The sequence below is a fragment of the Musicola paradisiaca NCPPB 2511 genome (assembly GCF_000400505.1).
GTDB classification, from domain to species: domain Bacteria; phylum Pseudomonadota; class Gammaproteobacteria; order Enterobacterales; family Enterobacteriaceae; genus Musicola; species Musicola paradisiaca.
Map to the genome: position 1 here is coordinate 11,388 of NZ_CM001857.1, position 19,171 is coordinate 30,558.

Annotated in this window: 15 protein-coding genes; 7 read left to right on the forward strand and 8 right to left on the reverse strand. The window is 49.5% G+C overall.

Annotated features, from left to right (window positions below):
• Window positions 1–173: 173 nt before the first annotated feature.
• From rsmJ to DPA2511_RS00060, 3 genes are all read right to left on the reverse strand, one after another.
• Window positions 174–926 (reverse strand): 16S rRNA (guanine(1516)-N(2))-methyltransferase RsmJ, encoded by a 753-nt coding sequence (gene rsmJ, locus DPA2511_RS00050; RefSeq protein WP_023638076.1) that lies wholly within the window; start codon window positions 924–926, stop codon window positions 174–176.
• Complete coding sequence (gene prlC, locus DPA2511_RS00055) at window positions 923–2,965, reverse strand: oligopeptidase A (RefSeq protein WP_012763652.1); 2,043 nt, start codon at window positions 2,963–2,965, stop codon at window positions 923–925. The genes rsmJ and prlC overlap by 4 nt, the downstream gene beginning before the upstream one ends.
• A gap of 124 nt (window positions 2,966–3,089) precedes the next feature.
• On the reverse strand, window positions 3,090–3,374 hold the full coding sequence (locus DPA2511_RS00060) for a DUF2623 family protein (RefSeq protein WP_012763653.1): 285 nt from the start codon (window positions 3,372–3,374) through the stop codon (window positions 3,090–3,092).
• 166 nt (window positions 3,375–3,540) lie between these two features.
• On the opposite strand from DPA2511_RS00060, the gene DPA2511_RS00065 reads away from it, so the two are divergent.
• Both DPA2511_RS00065 and gorA read left to right on the forward strand, forming a co-directional pair.
• A complete protein-coding gene (locus DPA2511_RS00065) occupies window positions 3,541–4,383 on the forward strand; it encodes a 23S rRNA (adenine(2030)-N(6))-methyltransferase RlmJ (protein ID WP_012763654.1) in 843 nt (280 codons plus the stop codon).
• Between the two features lie 197 nt (window positions 4,384–4,580).
• Window positions 4,581–5,933 (forward strand): glutathione-disulfide reductase, encoded by a 1,353-nt coding sequence (gene gorA / locus DPA2511_RS00070; protein WP_012763655.1) that lies wholly within the window; start codon window positions 4,581–4,583, stop codon window positions 5,931–5,933.
• Between the two features lie 172 nt (window positions 5,934–6,105).
• Here gorA and DPA2511_RS20785 read toward each other — a convergent pair whose 3' ends face one another.
• Together DPA2511_RS20785 and DPA2511_RS00080 are read right to left on the reverse strand one after the other, a co-directional pair.
• Entirely contained in the window at window positions 6,106–8,883 is a 2,778-nt protein-coding gene (locus DPA2511_RS20785; RefSeq protein ID WP_012763656.1) for an AAA domain-containing protein, read from the reverse strand.
• A gap of 404 nt (window positions 8,884–9,287) precedes the next feature.
• Window positions 9,288–10,322 carry an alpha/beta hydrolase gene (locus tag DPA2511_RS00080; RefSeq protein ID WP_012763657.1) on the reverse strand — a complete coding sequence of 345 codons (1,035 nt, stop codon included), beginning with the start codon at window positions 10,320–10,322 and terminating at the stop codon, window positions 9,288–9,290.
• Between the two features lie 453 nt (window positions 10,323–10,775).
• Between DPA2511_RS00080 and DPA2511_RS20790 the strand changes: the two genes are divergently transcribed.
• Complete coding sequence (locus tag DPA2511_RS20790; RefSeq protein ID WP_012763658.1) at window positions 10,776–11,300, forward strand: DUF3237 domain-containing protein; 525 nt, start codon at window positions 10,776–10,778, stop codon at window positions 11,298–11,300.
• 79 nt (window positions 11,301–11,379) lie between these two features.
• Here DPA2511_RS20790 and DPA2511_RS00090 read toward each other — a convergent pair whose 3' ends face one another.
• Complete coding sequence (locus tag DPA2511_RS00090) at window positions 11,380–12,027, reverse strand: YitT family protein (RefSeq protein ID WP_012763659.1); 648 nt, start codon at window positions 12,025–12,027, stop codon at window positions 11,380–11,382.
• Window positions 12,028–12,226: 199 nt separating this feature from the next.
• Between DPA2511_RS00090 and DPA2511_RS00095 the strand changes: the two genes are divergently transcribed.
• Window positions 12,227–12,697 carry an Lrp/AsnC family transcriptional regulator gene (locus DPA2511_RS00095; protein WP_012763660.1) on the forward strand — a complete coding sequence of 157 codons (471 nt, stop codon included), beginning with the start codon at window positions 12,227–12,229 and terminating at the stop codon, window positions 12,695–12,697.
• Here the strand turns inward: DPA2511_RS00095 and DPA2511_RS00100 are convergent.
• A complete protein-coding gene (locus DPA2511_RS00100; RefSeq protein ID WP_012763661.1) occupies window positions 12,687–13,769 on the reverse strand; it encodes a bifunctional transcriptional activator/DNA repair enzyme AdaA in 1,083 nt (360 codons plus the stop codon). The two genes, DPA2511_RS00095 and DPA2511_RS00100, sit on opposite strands and share 11 nt — an antisense overlap.
• Window positions 13,770–13,913: 144 nt before the next feature.
• Here DPA2511_RS00100 and DPA2511_RS00105 point away from each other — a divergent pair, with 144 nt between their 5' ends.
• The gene (locus DPA2511_RS00105) at window positions 13,914–14,369 is read left to right on the forward strand and encodes a GNAT family N-acetyltransferase (protein ID WP_012763662.1); all 456 of its coding nucleotides are present in this window, start codon (window positions 13,914–13,916) and stop codon (window positions 14,367–14,369) included.
• Between the two features lie 340 nt (window positions 14,370–14,709).
• A complete protein-coding gene (locus DPA2511_RS00115; protein WP_012763663.1) occupies window positions 14,710–15,438 on the forward strand; it encodes a PmeII family type II restriction endonuclease in 729 nt (242 codons plus the stop codon).
• A 70-nt stretch (window positions 15,439–15,508) separates the two neighbouring features.
• On the opposite strand, the gene DPA2511_RS00120 is transcribed toward DPA2511_RS00115, so the two are convergent.
• On the reverse strand, window positions 15,509–16,906 hold the full coding sequence (locus tag DPA2511_RS00120; protein ID WP_012763664.1) for a DNA cytosine methyltransferase: 1,398 nt from the start codon (window positions 16,904–16,906) through the stop codon (window positions 15,509–15,511).
• Window positions 16,907–18,185: 1,279 nt separating this feature from the next.
• On the opposite strand from DPA2511_RS00120, the gene glk reads away from it, so the two are divergent.
• Complete coding sequence (gene glk / locus DPA2511_RS00130; protein WP_012763666.1) at window positions 18,186–19,154, forward strand: glucokinase; 969 nt, start codon at window positions 18,186–18,188, stop codon at window positions 19,152–19,154.
• Window positions 19,155–19,171: the final 17 nt, after the last annotated feature.

A 19,171-nucleotide genomic window follows, 5' to 3' on the forward strand; every position in this document is an offset into this window, starting at 1 on the left:
ATAGCTTTGCATAATAGCGCTACTCTTGTGTGAGTTGGTCGCTGGCTTCGTACGATGAGAGGAAAAGCATCAATGTGCGAAGCTATTTAGAGCTGCAAAGTAGTGAATGTGGGCAACCCGGCAGCTACGAAAGATAATGTAGTGGAGAACCGGGCTACAGAGAGTACAGCATTTTATGCTGTCAGAGGCAGATAAAAATCGAAGCGGTGGCTTTTGGTTTCCAGCGCGGACTGAGCAGGGAGACCGGCCAGCGGCGGGGCGTAATCGGGACGCTTGACCACCACCCGTTTACGCGCAAGGCGTCGGGCGGGCGCCAGCAGAGCATCGGCGTCATCGTCGGCGCCGACCAGCGTCTGGAATACCCGCATCTCCTTTTTCACCAGTGCGCTTTTTTGCCGGTGGGGAAACATCGGATCCAGGTACACCACGTCCGGCGGCGGCGTGATATCCGCCAATGCGTCGATGCTGGACGCATGCAGCAGCGTCAGCCGCTCGCGCAGCCAACCGCCGATCTCGGCGTCCTGATAGCCGCGTTGCAGCCCATCATCCAGTAAGGCCGCCACTACCGGGTGGCGTTCCACCATGCGTACCCGGCAGCCAAGCGACGCCAGTACGAAGGCGTCGCGGCCCAACCCGGCGGTGGCGTCCACCACATCCGGCAGGTAATCCTTTTTGATGCCCACGGCTTTAGCGACCGCTTCGCCGCGTCCGCCGCCAAAACGACGGCGGTGCGCCATGGCGCCGGAAGCGAAATCCACGCTGATGGCGCCGAGTTTCGGTTCATCCCGCTTGCGCAGTTCCAGGCGCTCCGGCGTCAGCACCAGCGCCAGCGTCGATGTGGGATCATCTTCCAGACCCCAGCGCCGGGCCAGCGTTGCCAGCGCCTCGGGGTCGGCGCCGGCTTCGGTCAACAAACCCATTTTCATGCCTGAATGCCGTAATGTTCCAGCATTGCGTCCAGTTTGGGTTCACGGCCGCGGAAACGTTTGAACAACGCCATCGGTTCTTCGGAACCGCCGCGGGACAGGATATTCTCCAGGAACGACTGCCCGGTATCACGGTTGAAAATGCCCTCTTCCTCAAAGCGGGAGAACGCATCCGCCGCCAGCACGTCGGCCCACAGGTAGCTGTAGTAACCCGCAGCGTAACCCCCGGCGAAAATATGGCTGAAGGAGTGCGGGAAGCGATTCCATTCCGGGCTTTTCACCACGGAGACTTGCGCTTTGACATCGGCTAATGTCGCCAGCACCTGTGCGCCTTGCGCCGGGTTGTACTCGGCGTGCAGGCGGAAGTCGAACAGGCCGAACTCCAGCTGGCGCAGAATAAACAACGCCGCCTGATAGTTTTTCGCCGCCAGCATTTTATCCAGCATCTCTTTCGGCAGCGGCTCGCCGGTTTCATAGTGGCCGGAGATAAACGCCAGCGCGTCCGGCTCCCAGCACCAGTTTTCCATGAATTGGCTCGGCAGTTCGACCGCGTCCCAAGGCACGCCGCTGATGCCCGCGACGCCGGCGGTATCGATACGGGTCAGCATATGGTGCAAACCGTGGCCGAATTCATGGAACAGCGTGATGACCTCGTCATGGGTGAACAGCGCTGGTTTGCCGTTGACGGGACGGTTGAAGTTGCAGGTCAGGTAAGCGACCGGTTTTTGCACGTCGCCGTCGGCTTTGCGCAGCCGGCCAACGCAGTCATCCATCCAGGCGCCGCCGCGCTTGTTCTCGCGGGCGTAAAGATCCAGATAGAAACTGCCCAGCAGCTCGCCGTTTTCGGCGAACAGATCGAAAAAGCGAGCCTCTGGATGCCAGACATCCACGCCGATGCGCTCTTTGGCGGTGATGCCGTAGATGCGGTTCACCACCTCGAACAGGCCGGCCAGCGCACGCGCTTCCGGAAAATAAGGACGCAATTGTTCGTCGCTAATGGCGTACAGATGCTGTTTTTGCTGTTCGCTGTAGTAGGTGATGTCCCACGGGTTCAGCTCGTCGACGCCGTAGTGTTCTTTGGCGAAAGCGCGCAACTGCGCCAGTTCTTTTTCCCCCTGCGGACGGGCGCGTTTGGCCAGGTCGGTCAGGAAATCCAGCACCTGCTGCGGGTTCTCCGCCATTTTGGTGGCCAGTGATTTATGGGCGAAGCTGTCGAAGCCCAGCAACTGCGCCAGTTCGTGACGCAATGCCAGCGTCTCCGTCATGATGGCGCTGTTGTCCCATTTGCCGGCGTTCGGGCCCTGCTCGGAGGCTCGGGTCACATAAGCGCGATACAGCTCTTCGCGCAGCGCCTGATTGGCGCAATAGGTCATCACCGGCAGATAACTGGGGATATCCAGCGTCAGCAGCCAACCCTGTTGCTCTCTGGCTTCCGCCTGCGCTTTGGCCGCCGCCAGCGCGCTTTCCGGCAGCCCTTCCAGCTCGGCGACATCGGTGATCAGTTTGCTCCAGCCCATGGTGGCGTCCAGCACGTTGTTGCTGAATTGCGACGCCAGTTCGGACAGCCGGGCGGCGATTTCGCCGTAGCGCTTCTGTTTTTCCGGCGGCAACCCGATACCTGATAACTCGAAATCACGCAGGGCGTTATCCACCGCTTTTTTCTGCGCCACGCTCAGGCTGGCGTAGTGAGCGCCGTCACGCAGTTCGCGATAGGCGCGATACAGACCGGCGTGCTGGCCGACCCAGGTACTGTATTCGGACAGCAGCGGCAGGCACTGTTCGTAGGTTTCACGCAGCTCCGGACTGTTTTTAACCGCATTCAGGTGGGCTATCGGCGAGAAGATGCGCCCGAGCCGATCGTCGCTTTCCGCCAAAGGCTGACACAGATTGTCCCAGGTGAAGGGCCCCGATTGCGCCACTACGCGCTCGACGGCGCTGCGGCAGTCATCCAGCGCGGCTTGCACGGCGGGAACGATATCTTCGGTCTTAATGTGGGAAAACGGCGGCAGGGTAAAGGAGGAAAGCAATGGATTGGTCATAGCACAGTCCTGAATGGTAATGATGATGACTTAACATGAGGGGTATCCAGGGGAAAATCAATGGTTGAGGGCACAACAGGATCACCGGCGCCGGAAAAGCCGTCATCAACGTTTATACGGTGCGTTATGCGTACTGGTCGTAGCCGTCATAGAAGGATTGCACCAGCGTCGGCTGCTGAACGTCGGTGAAGAACTCCGCGACGATATCCCGCCGCAACCCGTAACGGCGGCTGAGCTGGCCGGCTTCGAACGCCGCTCGCAGCCTGCCGCACAGGCCAGCGCGCTGATGGGCGTAACCGCAGACGTAACCGCGTCGGAAATCATCGCAGTAGCGCCGGATATCGTGGTCGGATAAAGGGCCGCTGGCGTTCAGCCCGGCCAGAATGCCATCGCCAAAGTGGTTTTTCATGTGCGTGTACCCGCTGTAAATCGTTATATAGTTAATTATATAACCAAGTGCGGCGGAAATGGCAGTCGTGCGTGGTGCGACGGGCCATTTGTCATGATGAACGGGTGATTTCAGCACGGAGCGTTTATACTGTGCCGTCCTGTGCTTTTATCGGAAAACCGACTTTATGCTGAGTTATCGCCACAGTTTCCACGCCGGCAACCACGCCGATGTGCTGAAACACACTGTTCAGAGCCTGATCATCACCGCGCTGAAAGAAAAGGAAAAACCGTTTCTCTACCTCGACACCCATTCCGGCGCAGGGCGTTATCAGCTACACGGGGAACATGCCGAGCGCACGGGCGAATATCGCGAGGGCATCGGTCGGATCTGGCAGCGCGACGATATCCCGGCGGAGATGGAAGCCTATCTGCAGGTGGTTCGTTCCTACAATTCCGGCGGGCAATTGCGCTATTACCCCGGCTCGCCGTTGATTGCTCGTCAGTTGCTGCGCGAGCAGGACACGTTGAACCTGACGGAACTGCATCCGACGGATTTCTCGCTGCTGCGTCAGGAATTTGCGCGGGATGATCGCGCCCGCGTGGTACGCGAGGACGGTTATCTGCAGTTGAAATCCCGCCTGCCGCCCGCCGCCCGCCGTGGTGTGATCCTGATTGATCCGCCGTATGAGCTGAAAACCGATTATCAGGCGGTGGTGGATGGCATCCAGGAAGGATACCGACGTTTTGCCACCGGCGTATATGCGCTGTGGTACCCGGTGGTGCTGCGTCAACAGATCAAACGTCTGTTGAAGGCGCTGGAAGAGACCGGTATCCGCCGAATTTTGCAGATTGAACTGGCGGTGCTGCCGGACAGCGATCGCCACGGCATGACCGCTTCCGGCATGATTGTCATCAACCCGCCGTGGAAGCTGGAAGCGCAGATGAAAAGCCTGCTGCCGTGGCTGCATCAGGTGCTGGTGCCGGAAGGTACCGGCCATACGCGGGTGGAGTGGGTAGTGCCGGAGTGATCGGTTGCTGCGACCGGGTAAGTCTCGCTGCATCATGCGCGAAGCCGGTTACAGCCCGTTTTGCCTATCGCGCGCTTTTTCAACACTGTTGCGATAGGCTACGCATTTGTACACACAATCCCGGTGTCTCTCTTTGCCGGAAGTGAAACACCGGCGTTACACTTTACGTCACCTATTTCACATGAGCGTGGATCCCGATGACCAAACACTATGATTATCTCGCCATTGGCGGCGGCAGCGGCGGCATCGCTTCTATCAACCGTGCGGCGCTGTATGGAAAGAAATGCGCGCTGATCGAGGCAAAACATCTGGGCGGCACCTGCGTCAACGTAGGGTGTGTACCGAAGAAAGTGATGTGGCATGCCGCACAGATCGCCGAGGCGATTCACCAGTACGGCCCGGACTACGGTTTTGACGTTACCGTTAATCGGTTTGACTGGAGTACGTTGCTGAAAAACCGTAGCGCTTACATCGACCGTATTCATCAGTCCTACCACAACGTGCTGGGCAAAAATCAGGTTGAGGTTATTCACGGGTTCGCTCGCTTCGTTGATGCGCATACGGTGGAAGTCAACGGCGAACGTATCACCGCCGACCACATTCTGATCGCCACCGGGGGACGCCCGACGCGCCCGGAGATTCCCGGCGCGGAGTACGGCATTGATTCCGATGGATTCTTTGCATTGCAGGCCCAGCCTACTCGCGTAGCGGTAGTGGGGGCAGGTTATATCGCCGTGGAAATCGCCGGGGTGCTGAAGGCGCTGGGGTCTGAGGTTCATTTGTTTGTGCGTAAGCACGCGCCGTTGCGCCAGTTCGATCCGCTGATTGTGGAGACGCTGGTGGAAGTGATGAATACCGAAGGCCCGACGCTGCATACCGAATCCATCCCTAAAGCGGTGGTGAAAAATGCCGATGGCAGCCTGACGCTACAACTGCAAAACGGCCATGAGCAAACAGTCGATTGCCTGATTTGGGCCATCGGCCGCGAACCGGCGACGGATAACCTGAACCTTGATGCGGCGGGCGTGGCGCGCAATGCGCAGGGGTATATTCCGGTGGATCAATTCCAAAACACCAACGTACCGGGTATTTATGCCGTGGGCGACAATACCGGCGCGGTCGAGCTGACGCCGGTGGCGGTGGCGGCCGGGCGTCGGTTGTCGGAACGGTTGTTCAATAACAAGCCGGGCGAACATCTGGATTACAGCAACATCCCGACCGTGGTGTTCAGCCATCCGCCGATCGGCACGGTGGGCCTGACTGAACCGCAGGCGCGCGAGCAGTACGGCGATGATCAGGTCAAGGTCTACAAGTCCGCCTTTACCGCCATGTATACCGCCGTGACGCAGCATCGCCAGCCGTGCCGCATGAAGCTGGTGTGTGTGGGGCCGGAAGAGAGGATTGTTGGCGTGCACGGCATCGGTTTCGGCATGGATGAGATCCTGCAAGGTTTCGCGGTGGCGGTGAAAATGGGCGCGACCAAGCAAGATTTCGACAACACGGTGGCGATTCACCCCACGGCCGCGGAAGAATTTGTGACGATGCGTTAATTCCGCGTTGGTCCGTTTTTACTGTTGATCCGTTTTTTACTGTTGATAAATAGATACCAAGCCAGCATAGCCTGGCTTGGTATGGTTATAGTCCCGCGTTGAAAATAATTATCCGCCAAGCAAACATGTGGTTATTTGAGTGATTGATGGAAACCCATAGCTTTTGCGGTTGTTATCTCACTGATTCATGTTGTTCCGTATCAGATTCTGGTATGAGCGCGATAATATCTTGTAATGCTTGCCGAATTATTCTCTCTTCCCCACTTCTTTTCGTTGGAAACCGTAATAATGGAACGCCTAATTTGAACAAGATACTATTTTTCAACTCATCTCTTTCTCTCTGCTGAGGATTGAGCGCATGCGTTTGATAACCATCGACTTCTATCGCCAGTACAGGAAGTTTATCCAGTTTATTAAAAATAAGAAAATCAATATGGCTACTCAGATGTTGCCCGAATTTTTTCTCTCTTTCCGTTAAAGATTCAAAATTACTTATTAATAAACTCAGCGGGTAATTATGTTTGTACGTAAAAGACGTGAAAATGTTATCGGCAAAAATATCATTTAATAATGTAATCATTAAATTTTCAGACAAGTATTTGGATGTATTGCCAGTACGCATTTTAAAATCTTGTAAAGCAGGTGAATACTCACTGTATAAGCAGTCAAATATTGAGATGGTTTTGCTTTCAAAAATAGCCGGTGACATAGATTGATATTCTATGTGACGAATTAAATCACCAATGTTTGTCCCTTGTTGTTTAAATAAATTGGCTGACATGACCATAATAAATTGTGCTTTCGCTCGGGAGACGGCGACGTTGATCAAATTTGGGCTGTCGTTAAATTTATCTGACCAGCTTGCTGTTGGGCTATATATAATAATGTCTTTCTCACGCCCCTGGAATTTGTGTGCCGTGTCTATTTTTAAATCTTTTTTATCAATAAGGTGGTTAGCGTTTAAAACTTGGGCGCGATAAGGCGTGACGATGCCGATTTTTTCTGGAGCGGTATTAGCCAGAATGGTGTCAAGTAATTCCTCTTTAATCACTTCTAACTCACGGAAGTTGATTTGGCTTTTGCCGCCAGGGGCTTTGCATGTGTGGTGGCCTGGCGCGGTCTTCACTATTTTAAATGGCTCCGTATTTGAATGTGTCATGATAACCAGCTGGTTGTTATAATACTTCTGATTACAGAAATCGATGATCCGAGGATGGCAGCGATAGTGCTCTTTCAGTAGTGTGGAAGGTACGCTTTCAGCGAACACTTTATTTATAGATGACAAGAGACTTTCAGTGAGATAATTATACTTCATTTTAATATCGAACTTTTCATTAATATCAGGATGTGTAGAAATGAGCGACTGGCTTGGAATATGAGGTATCTGCTTTAAATCGCCAACCACCACCATATTTTTGGCGCACGCCATCGCTAATACTCCCGTGAGGAGATTGACCTGGGATGCTTCATCTACAATGAGATAATCAAACAATTCATCGTCGCTTTTATTATTAATGATAGAATCTGTTGTGCTTAATACAACAGGAAAGCGTTTAACAAAGTTGTCGAAAGATTTCTTGTAGGATTGGTTATTAAATGGAATGTTCTCTATTTTATGGTGTGTTGAGAAAATATAATTTTTTAAAATAGTCATCGAACTATCAGTATATTGTCTTAACAATCCCTTGAAATCGTGTTTTTTTAGTTCCTGTTCAATCGAGAGTTTGTTGGCTAATAGCTCGGTTTTTCTTCTTTGATAATATTCAGAGACAAGCCCCTTGAACAAGTCACTGGAAAGGTAACTGATATCTTTAAATTTATAAATCCTGTATTTAAATAGCCACTTAAATTTTAATGACCAGGATGGTTTATCATTTTCAGAAAAATACTCTACTTCAGCCATGAATTTTATTAAATTAGGTGTTGACCATTTGTTGCCAAAAGACCACGTAGATGGATTTATTGGGTCTACAGAGAAATGCCTATCAAAATACTGACTCTCAACCTCAAGTCTACTTATTAATTCTTTAATCCTTGCTTGCTCATTTTGAAGTTCAAGTAACCTAGAGACCAAATTATCAGAGGACGTCATTACTTGTCTGATTTGATGCAGATCTGTTTCAGCGATCGCCCAATGCGCAATTTCAGGAATGGCATGTTCTTTTGCGAAGAATATCTTTTGTAAGTCTGCCTTTCCAAGACTGGCAGCAATAAAATCAAAGCCTTCTTTTTCCAGCTTTTCATAAATGTTGTGTGTTGCTTCATTATTCCCGGCAACCACAGCCACCGTCTTATTTTGGCATATCAGATTTGCAATTATGTTGAGTATGGTTTGTGTTTTTCCTGTTCCGGGTGGGCCTTGAATAATGCTGATTTGTGATGTTAACGCATTTATAACGGCTTCACGCTGCGATGGATTCATACCGAAAGGGAAAATAATCGATGACGGCGATGGGTTCCTTGATGGGGTGCTGTTTACAAAGTTGTTTAGTACAGAATCCCCCCTGATCTGATTTAATTTATTTTCATAATAATATTGTACATGAGGTGTCTCTTCTTTCAAAAAAGTAGCGATATAACGGTAGTAATCAATGAGATGCCTGGTTTCTTTATGTTTAGCAATGTTGGGTGTTATTGTGACATCAGCGACAGGATGGAATTCGCTATTCCCTTCTGAGAAAAGAACGATGTATTTATTACCAAAAACGAATGCTTCATCAAACTTTTTGCTTCTTCCGTTTGCTAATAAAATGATCGAGTCTTCAATATTAATAACGGCTGGGTTATCAAAAAAGCGGACGTTTTCTCTATTGTATGGGAATGTTTTTCCACCCAGGAAAGTGACCAGCGTTTTGTCATCAGATGGCGTGATTGTAACAACGTTCCCTGTTGTGTTCTTGAATTCACTGTGTTTACTTCTGGTCAGAACTAAGAATTTTTTCTCATCCATGTATTAATCATCTCTTTTTAGATAAAACTAAACAGGCAATAAATTAGCCTGAAAATTATGAGTCGCTAAGCCAATAACGGTGAGGCCATCGTGTGAATCCTGATTCATATAATCATCGCTAATTGACTCGCTGGTAGCAATGTTGGATGACGGCAATGATCTGGCAAGTAACACGAATACTGATATTCCTGTTCCCAGGGGGCGCTTTACCACTTCTTTATCATCACCGTGGCTTCGGTTACGAGAACATTCTACTTAATTAACACGCCGATTTTCGGGGGAATGACCTGTAGTGAGTCAAAATAATGTGCTAATTCCGCGCGTTGTGGTTTATCAGCCGTCCGGAAGAGAAAACAGAGCCGATGCCGGCTCTGTTTTTTTATGCGCAATAGGAATCGATGGCGTTATAGATTCGCGTTGGCGCTGGTTTTACCGTTACTGACGGCCGGTTTGATGGGGGCGCCCAGAGTTTGTTTGAACCAATGGACGACGCGCTCGATCACCGGCTTCTGGAACCAAGTGATATCGCCGTGGGCCGCCCCTTCGACCAGTACGTACTCAACATTATTGTTTTCCGTTTTCAACGCCTTATACAACTGGGCGCTCTGGCCGGGGGATACCAGCGTATCCGCGCTGCCATGCATGATCAGGAACGGCGGTTTTTTCCCGTTGACGTGCCCCATCGGGCTGGCATTCAGCGCTTTTTTCGGATCGCTGCTGATTGTGGCGCCCGCAAAGTCGCGGAAAGCGGCGCCGTTAACCAATAACGCTTCGGTAACGGCAGGAGATTGATGGACTTTCTGGATATTTTCCGGGAAGCCTTCCCCAATATTTAATAGATTGGAAAGACCGTATAAGGTAGCGACTGCCTGAACGTCGGAAGAACGGTTCAGGAATTGCCCTTGTTCAAACTGTTTGTCGCCATTGGTAGTGCCCAACATTTGAGCCAGATATCCACCGGCTGAATCGCCGAGTACGCCGATGCGGTTCGGGTCGATGCCGTATTCTGCGGCGTGTTCTCTCAGAAAGCGCACCGCGGATTTGCCGTCCAGCACCGGGGCTGGGAAGGTGTTAGGCACGACGCGATATTCTGCTGCGGCAACAACAAAACCGGCTTCCGCCAGCGCCATACGCATTTCGATGAATTTTTCATGGTCGGCTGAAGTAAAACCCCCACCGGGGAAATAAATTATCGCCGGTTTAAGATCCTGGGTGCGGGGAATGAGCAGCGCCATCTGCAATTGCCGTATCGCGCGCGTGCTTTTTACCTGGGAATAAATAATGCCGCTCATGGCGTCGATCTGTTCGTTGGCCTTTTTCACCTGAATCACCTGGGCGCCATCGGCGTAACCGGGGAGATCGTGGGTTGCGGCATGGAGTGTCGTCGTGGTCATACCCATCATGATTCCGCCTGCTAATATGATTTTTTTGAGTAACATGATTGTCCTTTTTTATTTTTACATAACATTAATTTTTATTTTTTCACAAAATATATCCTATGAATATGGGCAGATTTATAAATGTGTGTGACGAGTTAATCTTATTTATAATTAATAATGGATGCTAATAACAGTAATAACTGTTTTTTCTATTAACTGATTTTATGAGTACGGATATTTTGTTGCGATGACGGACAGTATTTTCTCTCTGGCGTCATATATACCCACTATATTTCAAGTTGCATGTGCGTTGGCTGTGCTTGCTGACCCCAATCGCTGACTGGGGTCAGCGCATCGGAATTCACGCACTGGCCGCATGACAAGGCTCGAATGCGCCTTATCCTGATGGGTCAATGCGGTACGTTGTTCAAAACACGAGTGTTTTGTTCTGCAACTCGAATTATTTAGGGTCTACCCTACATATAAATAATATATTGATTTCGTGAGGTAAAAATGAAAGCCATCAGCAAGGTGTTTGCCGTGTTTTCAATTCTTGGTCTTGTGAGTTCATCGGTATTGGCTGATGAAAAAATCAGTGTAGAAAAAGAGACGCCACCGAAAACGGAATTGGTGATGGAAATTACGGCGGATATTGCCCCCTCCATCCCTATGGGAAAAGGCCCGTTGGGCGAGCGGGCGATGGTGCCCATTCTTTCCGGGACGTTTACCGGTAATAATATTCGGGGAACCCTGGTGCCGGGCGGTGCTGACCGCCAACAGATCCGGCAGGATGGCTATAAATTCCTGCAAGCTACCTATGAATTGAAAACGGATGATGGCGTGGTGATTAGCGTCGCCAATCATGTATTAACGCCGATGACCAGAAAACCAGGTGAAAAAGCTTTTTCGCAGATTGAACTGATCGCCCCGGAAGGGAAATATGACTGGATTAATAAAAATGTGTATATCGGCACGTTAACCAGTTTAAAACCCCAACGCACCGCCGTGCTGGTTCGGGTTTATAAACTGATCCCTTAAGTTATACCCCGTGATGATGTTGCCGACGCCGGTCGCGAATACGCGGGTGCCGGCAACACCATAGGGCCGCAGTCGTCGCTCATCCCCCCTGATAACGCCCCGGTTTGTGCCAGTTCATCAGCATGGCATTCATCGCCAACGCGCTGAGGGCCGACCAAAGCAGCAGCGCCGCAGGCAGTTTGATGAGCGAGAGCGCAAACACCAGCACGTCCAGCAGCATCTGAGTCTTCCCGGCGTTTATATTGAAGCGTTGGTACAACCACAGGGTCACGACGCCGGTGCCGCCGACGGAGGCATTGTGGCGGGCCAGCGAGAGGATCCCCATCCCCAGAAAGGTGCCGCCGACCAGCGCGGAAAACAACGGATGAATGTAGCTGATGGTGATCAGGCCAGGCACGGCTTGTGTGGTGCAACCCAGCGCGATATTGACGATCAGCGTTTTCAGCGTAAAACCGCGCCCCATACTGAAGTAGCAGAACAACATGAACGGGATGTTGGTCAGGATAAACAGCACGCCAATCGAGAGCGGAACGTAGTAGGAGAGCAATAGCGCGATGCCGGCAATGCCGCCAGTCACCATGCCGGAAAGTTTCAGCATGTTTAGCCCGAAGGCAATGAACATGACACCCAGCGCCAGCCCATAAATGTCGTCTTTCAGCGTATGGGCGATACCAGCGCGAGCGCCGATGCCGGGGATATTGCCCGGAATACTCTCTTTTCGCAGCACGTAGCCCCCTTTCTGATAGATCGTTCGCCATCTGAACCATAAGAAATGCATATGTTTGCATTTTATTTGCCTGATAATTCACCGGCGGCGCTTAAATTAACATTGATTGAAGAGTGTTTTTTTCCTAAAAATAAGCTTTATCACGCTTTTTTGTAGCGGATTTCTCTGCTTAATTGAGATTGGTTAGGGAGTATCACTCATGAAGATGGATCGCATCGATGCCCAGATATTGAATGAGCTGCAGCAGGACGCCCGGCTGAAAATTACCGAGCTGGCAGAGCGGGTCTGCCTGTCGGCCACCCCCTGCACCCGGCGGCTAAAGCATCTGGAGGAGAGCGGCATCATTGAACAATATGTCACGTTGCTGGATCAGGAAAAGGCGGGATTTCCGGTCAATGCTTATATCTCGCTGACGCTGGAGCCCAAATCCGAAGCCACCTTCCGCAAATTTGAACAGCAGATTGCAACGTTTGATGAAGTGATGGAGTGCCATTTGATGTCGGGCAGTCATGACTTCATGTTGCGGGTGGTGGCGGCCAGTTTGTCCGATTTTGAGCGTTTTTTGCAGAAAAAGCTGATCAAGATAGAAGGGCTGCGTGATGTGCAGACCTCGTTCTCGCTCAGGCGCTTGATCCATAAAACGGCATTGCCGGTGCGTTCTATGCTGTGACGTCGCCGCTGGGTGCGTCGTCCGGCCTTGTGCGGCGCTCATGTTCCAACAGCCATTTTTTACGCCACAGGCCGCCTGCGTAGCCGGTCAGGGAACCATCGGCGCCGATCACCCGATGGCAGGGCACCACAATCGCGAGTGGGTTGGCACCGTTGGCGCGCGCGACGGCGCGGCAGGCCGCCGTGTTGCCCACGCGGGTTGCCAGCGTGCGGTAGCTTTCCACCGTCCCGTAAGGAATGGCGCTTAATGCGTCCCATACCCGGCGGGTAAACAGCGTGCCGTGCTGCGCCAGCGGCGTCTCGAAGCGGAAACGCCGCCCGGCAAAGTAATCCCGTAACTCTTCTCTGAGGTGTTCAATGACGGGCAGCGTCCCCATGATGATGTTGGAGGCCGTGTGTTGTTTCAGCTTTTCCAGCTCGCCGGGCAACCCCTTGCGGTCGACGAATTCCAGCAGGTGGAGCGCATGTTCATCCGCGACAGCCAGCATGGTGCCGATCGGCGTATCGATCCACGCCGCCTTCAACAACCTGTGTCGCCTGGCCTGGCTGGGGGAAATGCCCAGGTGCCGGATGACGGCGGAGCGAAAACCGCTGCCGGATTCATAGCTGGCATCCAACTGCGCGCTAATGACGTCTTCGCCGAACGACAGGGTCGTGATCCCTTTCGCCAATCGGCGCAGACGAGCCATTTCCAGAAACGTGATGCCGAACTGGCGTTTGAAGGTACGTCGTACGGTAGACGGATCCATCTGCATCGCGATCAGATCGGATTCGCTCCAGAGTTTTTCCGGCTGTTTTTCCAGCGCAGCGGTCAGGGTCGCTACGATACTCCCTTCTTCATCGCCTTTGGCCATCAACGGTCGGCAACGCTTGCAGGGGCGGAATCCGGCTTCCAGCGCTGTCGCCACCGAGGAAAAAAATTGTACGTTTTCCCGTTTAGGCTTGCGGGCGGCGCAGCTTAACCGGCAGAAAATACCGGTGCTTTTCACGCCGACATAAGCGAACCCTTCCCAGGTTGGGTCGCGAGCGATCAAGGCGCGATACAGTTCGTCGTCGTCGGGGAGGTCAAACATAGCGGTTTCTCATCGGGCTGGCAGAACATGATCTCAGCCTAAACGGTTTTACACCGTTAGTGCGCCTGATTTCGGGCATAGATTTTCTCGTGTACATGAAGGGAGTATAAACAGCAGAGAAGTCGGATGCAGCGAGGAGTACCTATGTTAATGCAATGGACGAAAGGTGAATATCTGGTATCAACCGACAGGCAACGCCTGGATTGTGATGCCATCTACGCTTATCTCACCACATCAACCTGGGCGAACGGGATCGATCGTGAAACCGTGACCCTGTCTATCGATAACAGTTTGTGTTTTGGTCTTTTTCACCGGGAGCAACAGATTGGTTTTGCACGAATGGTGACGGATTTCGCCACCTTTGGTTATCTGTGCGATGTATTTGTCCTGCCGGAACGGCAAGGCGCGGGGCTGGGGCGTTTTCTGGTGGAATGTACGCTGGCCCACCCCCGGTTGCAGCGCCTGCGGCGGCAATTATTGCTGACCTCTACGGCGCCGTGGCTGTATCAGAAAGTCGGCTACGAGCCGATTAACCGGGACGATTACACCTGGACATACGTGCGGCACGGTATTTACGACCGGCATGATGCGGTGCATTAAGTGGGTCACTGCGGATCATCGGGCGCGGTATAGCCCAGATTGGTTGTCATTTTTTGCATGATCGGCAACTGGCGTTCGCGCGGCGCTGAAACGGCGCCACGCTTTTCTGCATCAATCCCAGATACCCGGCTGGCATGATGGCGCAGTGTCTCCAACCGCTTGAGTATTTGGATACATTATTGACCTTATCAACCAATAAGCTGCGCCCTTTAATTTTATAGATTTAGTCAAAGCGAGCTTATGTTGTACAAAAAATAGTGACGGGTCGCAGTTTGGTTGAGATACTCTACATACAAGCGGTGACATTACAAAATCTAGCAATTAATTATTGGTACGATTGATGGAACGAAATATAGCATTAGATGAATTTATTGAAGCAGGTATACAAGATTATCACAATAAAATACTTGAACGTCTCAAATTATTGAAATTGGGAGATATTCTTAAAAGGAAAAATCCGTATCTTTTCCGAGTTAAAAATCTAAACACGAGTCACGATTTAGTAAAATCTATCTTAGATGCCCATTTATCTTCACAAGAGGAAGGTATTTTTGGCGGTTTCTTAGAGGAACTTGCTATATATATCTGTCATGAGACATATAGAGGTATAAAATCATCGGCTGAAGGTATTGACCTTGAATTTATTAATGACGGTGTTAGATATATTATATCTATAAAATCAGGGCCTAATTGGGGTAATAGTTCTCAGATAGCTAAAATGAAGGATCATTTCCGCAAGGCAAAAAGAATTTTGGGGACTAACGCAGGTAAACCTATTCCAGTAGAAGCGATTAATGGATGTTGTTATGGGAAAGATAATAATCCGATAAAAGATGAATATCAAAAATTATGCGGTGAAAAATTCTGGACTTTAATATCCGGAGATGAAAATTTATATAAGAAAATAATAGAGCCATTAGGATTCAAAGCAGAAGAAAGAAATGATAAATTCAATTATGAATATGCTAGTGTATTAAATAAATTCACTATGGAGTTTACCCAAAATTACTGCACAGAAAAAGGTGCGATTGATTGGGAAAAGCTTCTGAGATTTAACTCTGGATATTAGTATTTTTTTTATAAAATTGCTTATGAGTTGTTAGATGAAAATCTAGCTCATAAGCAATTAATTGATTAATCTATTGCTTTTTTATTTTAAAAAACTCAGCTTCCCACTCTTTATCCGAGGTGTTTTTATATCTTGAATATCTAAAATTAGGGATGCCAGGTTCGGCTTCTTTGCCATTGAGCAGATTTATAATTGTATTACCTACTGCAAATCCTAAGCTAACTGGTACTGCGTTACCAACTTGCTTGTATTGCTGTAGCAAGGGGCCTGATATTTTCCAATTATCTGGAAATTCTTGAATTCGCTTATATTCTTGTATTGAAAGAGGGCGATTTTCTTCAGGATGTGCCAGATCCGTTGCAGGCATAGCCGGATGTGTTACTAATGTTGGTGATGGTTTATCCCAAGCCAGTCTTCTTAGAAAACCTGTTTTACCACCACCAGAGTAAAAAGATTTCCCCATAGCTTCTTTCTGAAGATATTCTGGTAAATTTTTCCAGTTCTGGCCAGGTTTTAGCATTCTATAATACTTCAGCCGTTTTTCAGGAAAATTCAAATGATCGTGATTTTTTAAGTCACTAATACTGGATTCTAAAGTATTCCAATGTGGGAGTTCAAAGTAAGGATCATCAGAGTGGGTTGGTGTTAGGTAAGGTGGTGTTTTACCATTTCTTGAACAAATGATAATCACACGTTCCCTAATTTGTGGTGTTCCAAAGTTAGCCGCGTTATATAAATTAAATGAATAGGCATAACCTGAAATTTTTAATTTACTAAGAATGAAATTAAGAGCACCACCTTTAATTTCATCATTTTCAAGAACAGGGAAATTATCCCCTCTTTCTGCAAGCGGACGATGATTTAAAGCTGCTGATAGTATTCCTCTAACATTTTCGATAATAAAATACTTAGGTTTAAGCTCTAATACCAAATCTATATATTTAAGAAAAACATTTCCTCTTTCATCTTTAAACGATTTTCTCTTTCCAGCAGTGCTAAAAGCTTGGCATGGTGGGCCACCCATAACTAAATCTATATCCGTATCTGGAGATATTTTTGCTGCTTTTATAATATCCATAGCTGAGTAATCATTTATATCACTTAAAAGAGCAATGTCAGGTTTATTTAATGAGATTGTTTGTCTGCAATATTTATCAATCTCACAAGCAAGACGAATGTCAAAGCCTGCTTTTTCGATACCTAAATCCAGCCCCATTGCACCAGAAAAAAAGCTTAAGGCAATAGGCTTACTTTTTTCAAAACATACAGAATTGGAAGTATGTTCATGATCTTTGACTGTGAGAGGGATTAGTTTACTTTTGTACTGTTTTAGACTGGATTCGTAAACCACCCAAGTTTGTCCTATTTTTTCGGACTGTAGTATCCCATTTCTACATAAGTTACGAACATGTTGCTCACTGATAAGCAGCTCTCTAGAAACATCTTTTACGCTAATAAGGGTACTCATCTTTGTTTCTCAAACGAAAATCTTTAAGGTACCTATTTTGGCCTTCATAGCGCGATAATCAATAGGTAAACCGAAAAATTTAATGGCTACAACTAATGCCCACTCTGAGGTTATGCCGTAAGCATCCCTGTTAAACACAGTACCAAAATAGGCTTGTATCACCTGCCTGTATTCAATATAAGGCCATCTACTTCTGGATGTATTTCGTTCAGGCGGCAACCGAGTGTCAATTAAAGCGTTGATATTATCAAGAAAATCGTAACGAACTATGAGAGAGGTTTCTTAGTTAATGAGTGGGCTTATTTTGTACAAAAAATAGTTACGGGGCACAACCAGTCCCATCAAGCAGGTCACATCAACCGGATGCGATTAAAACAAGAACACTCAGCGAAGAAATAATCATGCAGCATGCCGGTCGGTTGGCGTCGGTTAAATAAGGGCGATGATTATTACGGCTATCAGATGCTATTCCATCGTGATGTGTTTTATCAGCTGCTGACGGCAGTGTTTCTTTCAATCTGCAAGCTCAACCTGAACGAAGGGAATAACGGCGCCGGTGATTCATCGTTGTTATTTTAAGGGGCATGTTTTAACGACGATATTTTAAAGGTCATATTTTAAACGCCATATTTTAAACGCTATGTTTTAAACGTCATGTTTATCGCATATATCATCTACCGCTTAATATATACCCGCCATGCAGGCGCATTGGCATTATGACTCAGTTTATCTGCGGGTTTCATTTCTTTGGGTTGCAGCACGCTGCATTCACCGCTGTTCCCGACAGGTTTGTCGTTCACCTAAATGAGCGACCGGAGCGAGCGCTTCGGGGGGCACGGACTGACTGCTTTCTGCAACTCGAATTATGTTTGCCAGCGCGAAGATCGCCAGAGGAAAGAATAGAAAGACCTATAAGATGAGTGGGATTATGTTTTCGCGGATTCCCTTTATGTATAACGGTAAAAATAAAGCATATTGCATGTGCTGAATATGATTATCATCAGGATGGATTTGCGATGATTTTTTATACCATGATGATGGCTGATAACCGGAATTGATAATTTTATTATGGTTCGCTTTTATATTTTAGCTGTCATCCCTCCATCCGTTTATTCATAAGAAAATATTATCCAAACGGTGTTTTAATGCATCAGCCCGCAAAATTGCGCACGGACATTTGACGCCTTCTTTGGCAACGATATGCTGAAAATGATTGGAAAAGCCTGAATGATGGGGCATAGCTTGGGTGATGATGGAATTGTAAGGGAGAACCTGCTTTATGTATCAATATGCGCTGGTCGGCGATGTCGGCGGAACCAATGCCCGCCTTGCTCTCTGTGATCTGACGAATGGCAATTTGTCGCACGGTAAGCAGTATTCGGTGTTAGAGCACGATAGCCTGGAAAGCGTCATCCGGTTGTTTCTTGGCGAACACGCCGCACTCGCCGTCGGCAGTGGCTGTATCGCCATCGCCTGCCCGATTACCGGCGATTGGGTGGAGATGACCAATCATAACTGGGCCTTTTCGATTGCCGCCGTGAAGCAGAGCCTCGGTTTTTCCCATCTGGAAGTGATTAACGATTTTACCGCCGTCAGCATGGCGATTCCGGCGCTGGCGCCGGACGATGTGATTCAGTTGGGCGGTGCAGCGCCGCTGGCGGGCAAGCCTATCGCGGTGTATGGCGCGGGTACCGGTCTGGGCGTCGGTCATTTGCTGCCGGTCGGCGACCAGTGGGTCAGCCTGCCGGGCGAGGGGGGGCATGTGGATTTCGCCTCTAACAGCGAAGAAGAAGATCTGTTGTTGCAGGTGCTGCGTCAGGAACTGGGGCACGTTTCCGCTGAGCGGGTGTTGTCCGGGCCGGGATTGGTCAATATTTATCGCGCCATCGTCAAATCGGATGATCGCGTGCCGGAGGCGCTAACGCCGCAGACGATTTCCGAGCGGGCGCTGGCCCACAGCGATGTGGATTGCCTGCGCGCACTGTCGCTGTTTTGTGTGTTGATGGGGCGGTTCGGCGGCAATCTGGCGCTGACGCTGGGCACCTTCGGCGGCGTCTATATCGCCGGCGGCATTGTGCCGCGTTTTCTTGAGTTTTTCCGTAATTCCGGCTTTCGGGCGGCGTTTGAAGACAAAGGCCGTTTTCGGGACTATCTGGCGGATATTCCGGCGTATCTGATAACCCACCCGCAGCCCGGTCTGCTGGGCGCCGGCGCGTATTTGCGTCAGGCGTTGGGACAGACGTTGTAAGCCGTGTCCATCAAAGG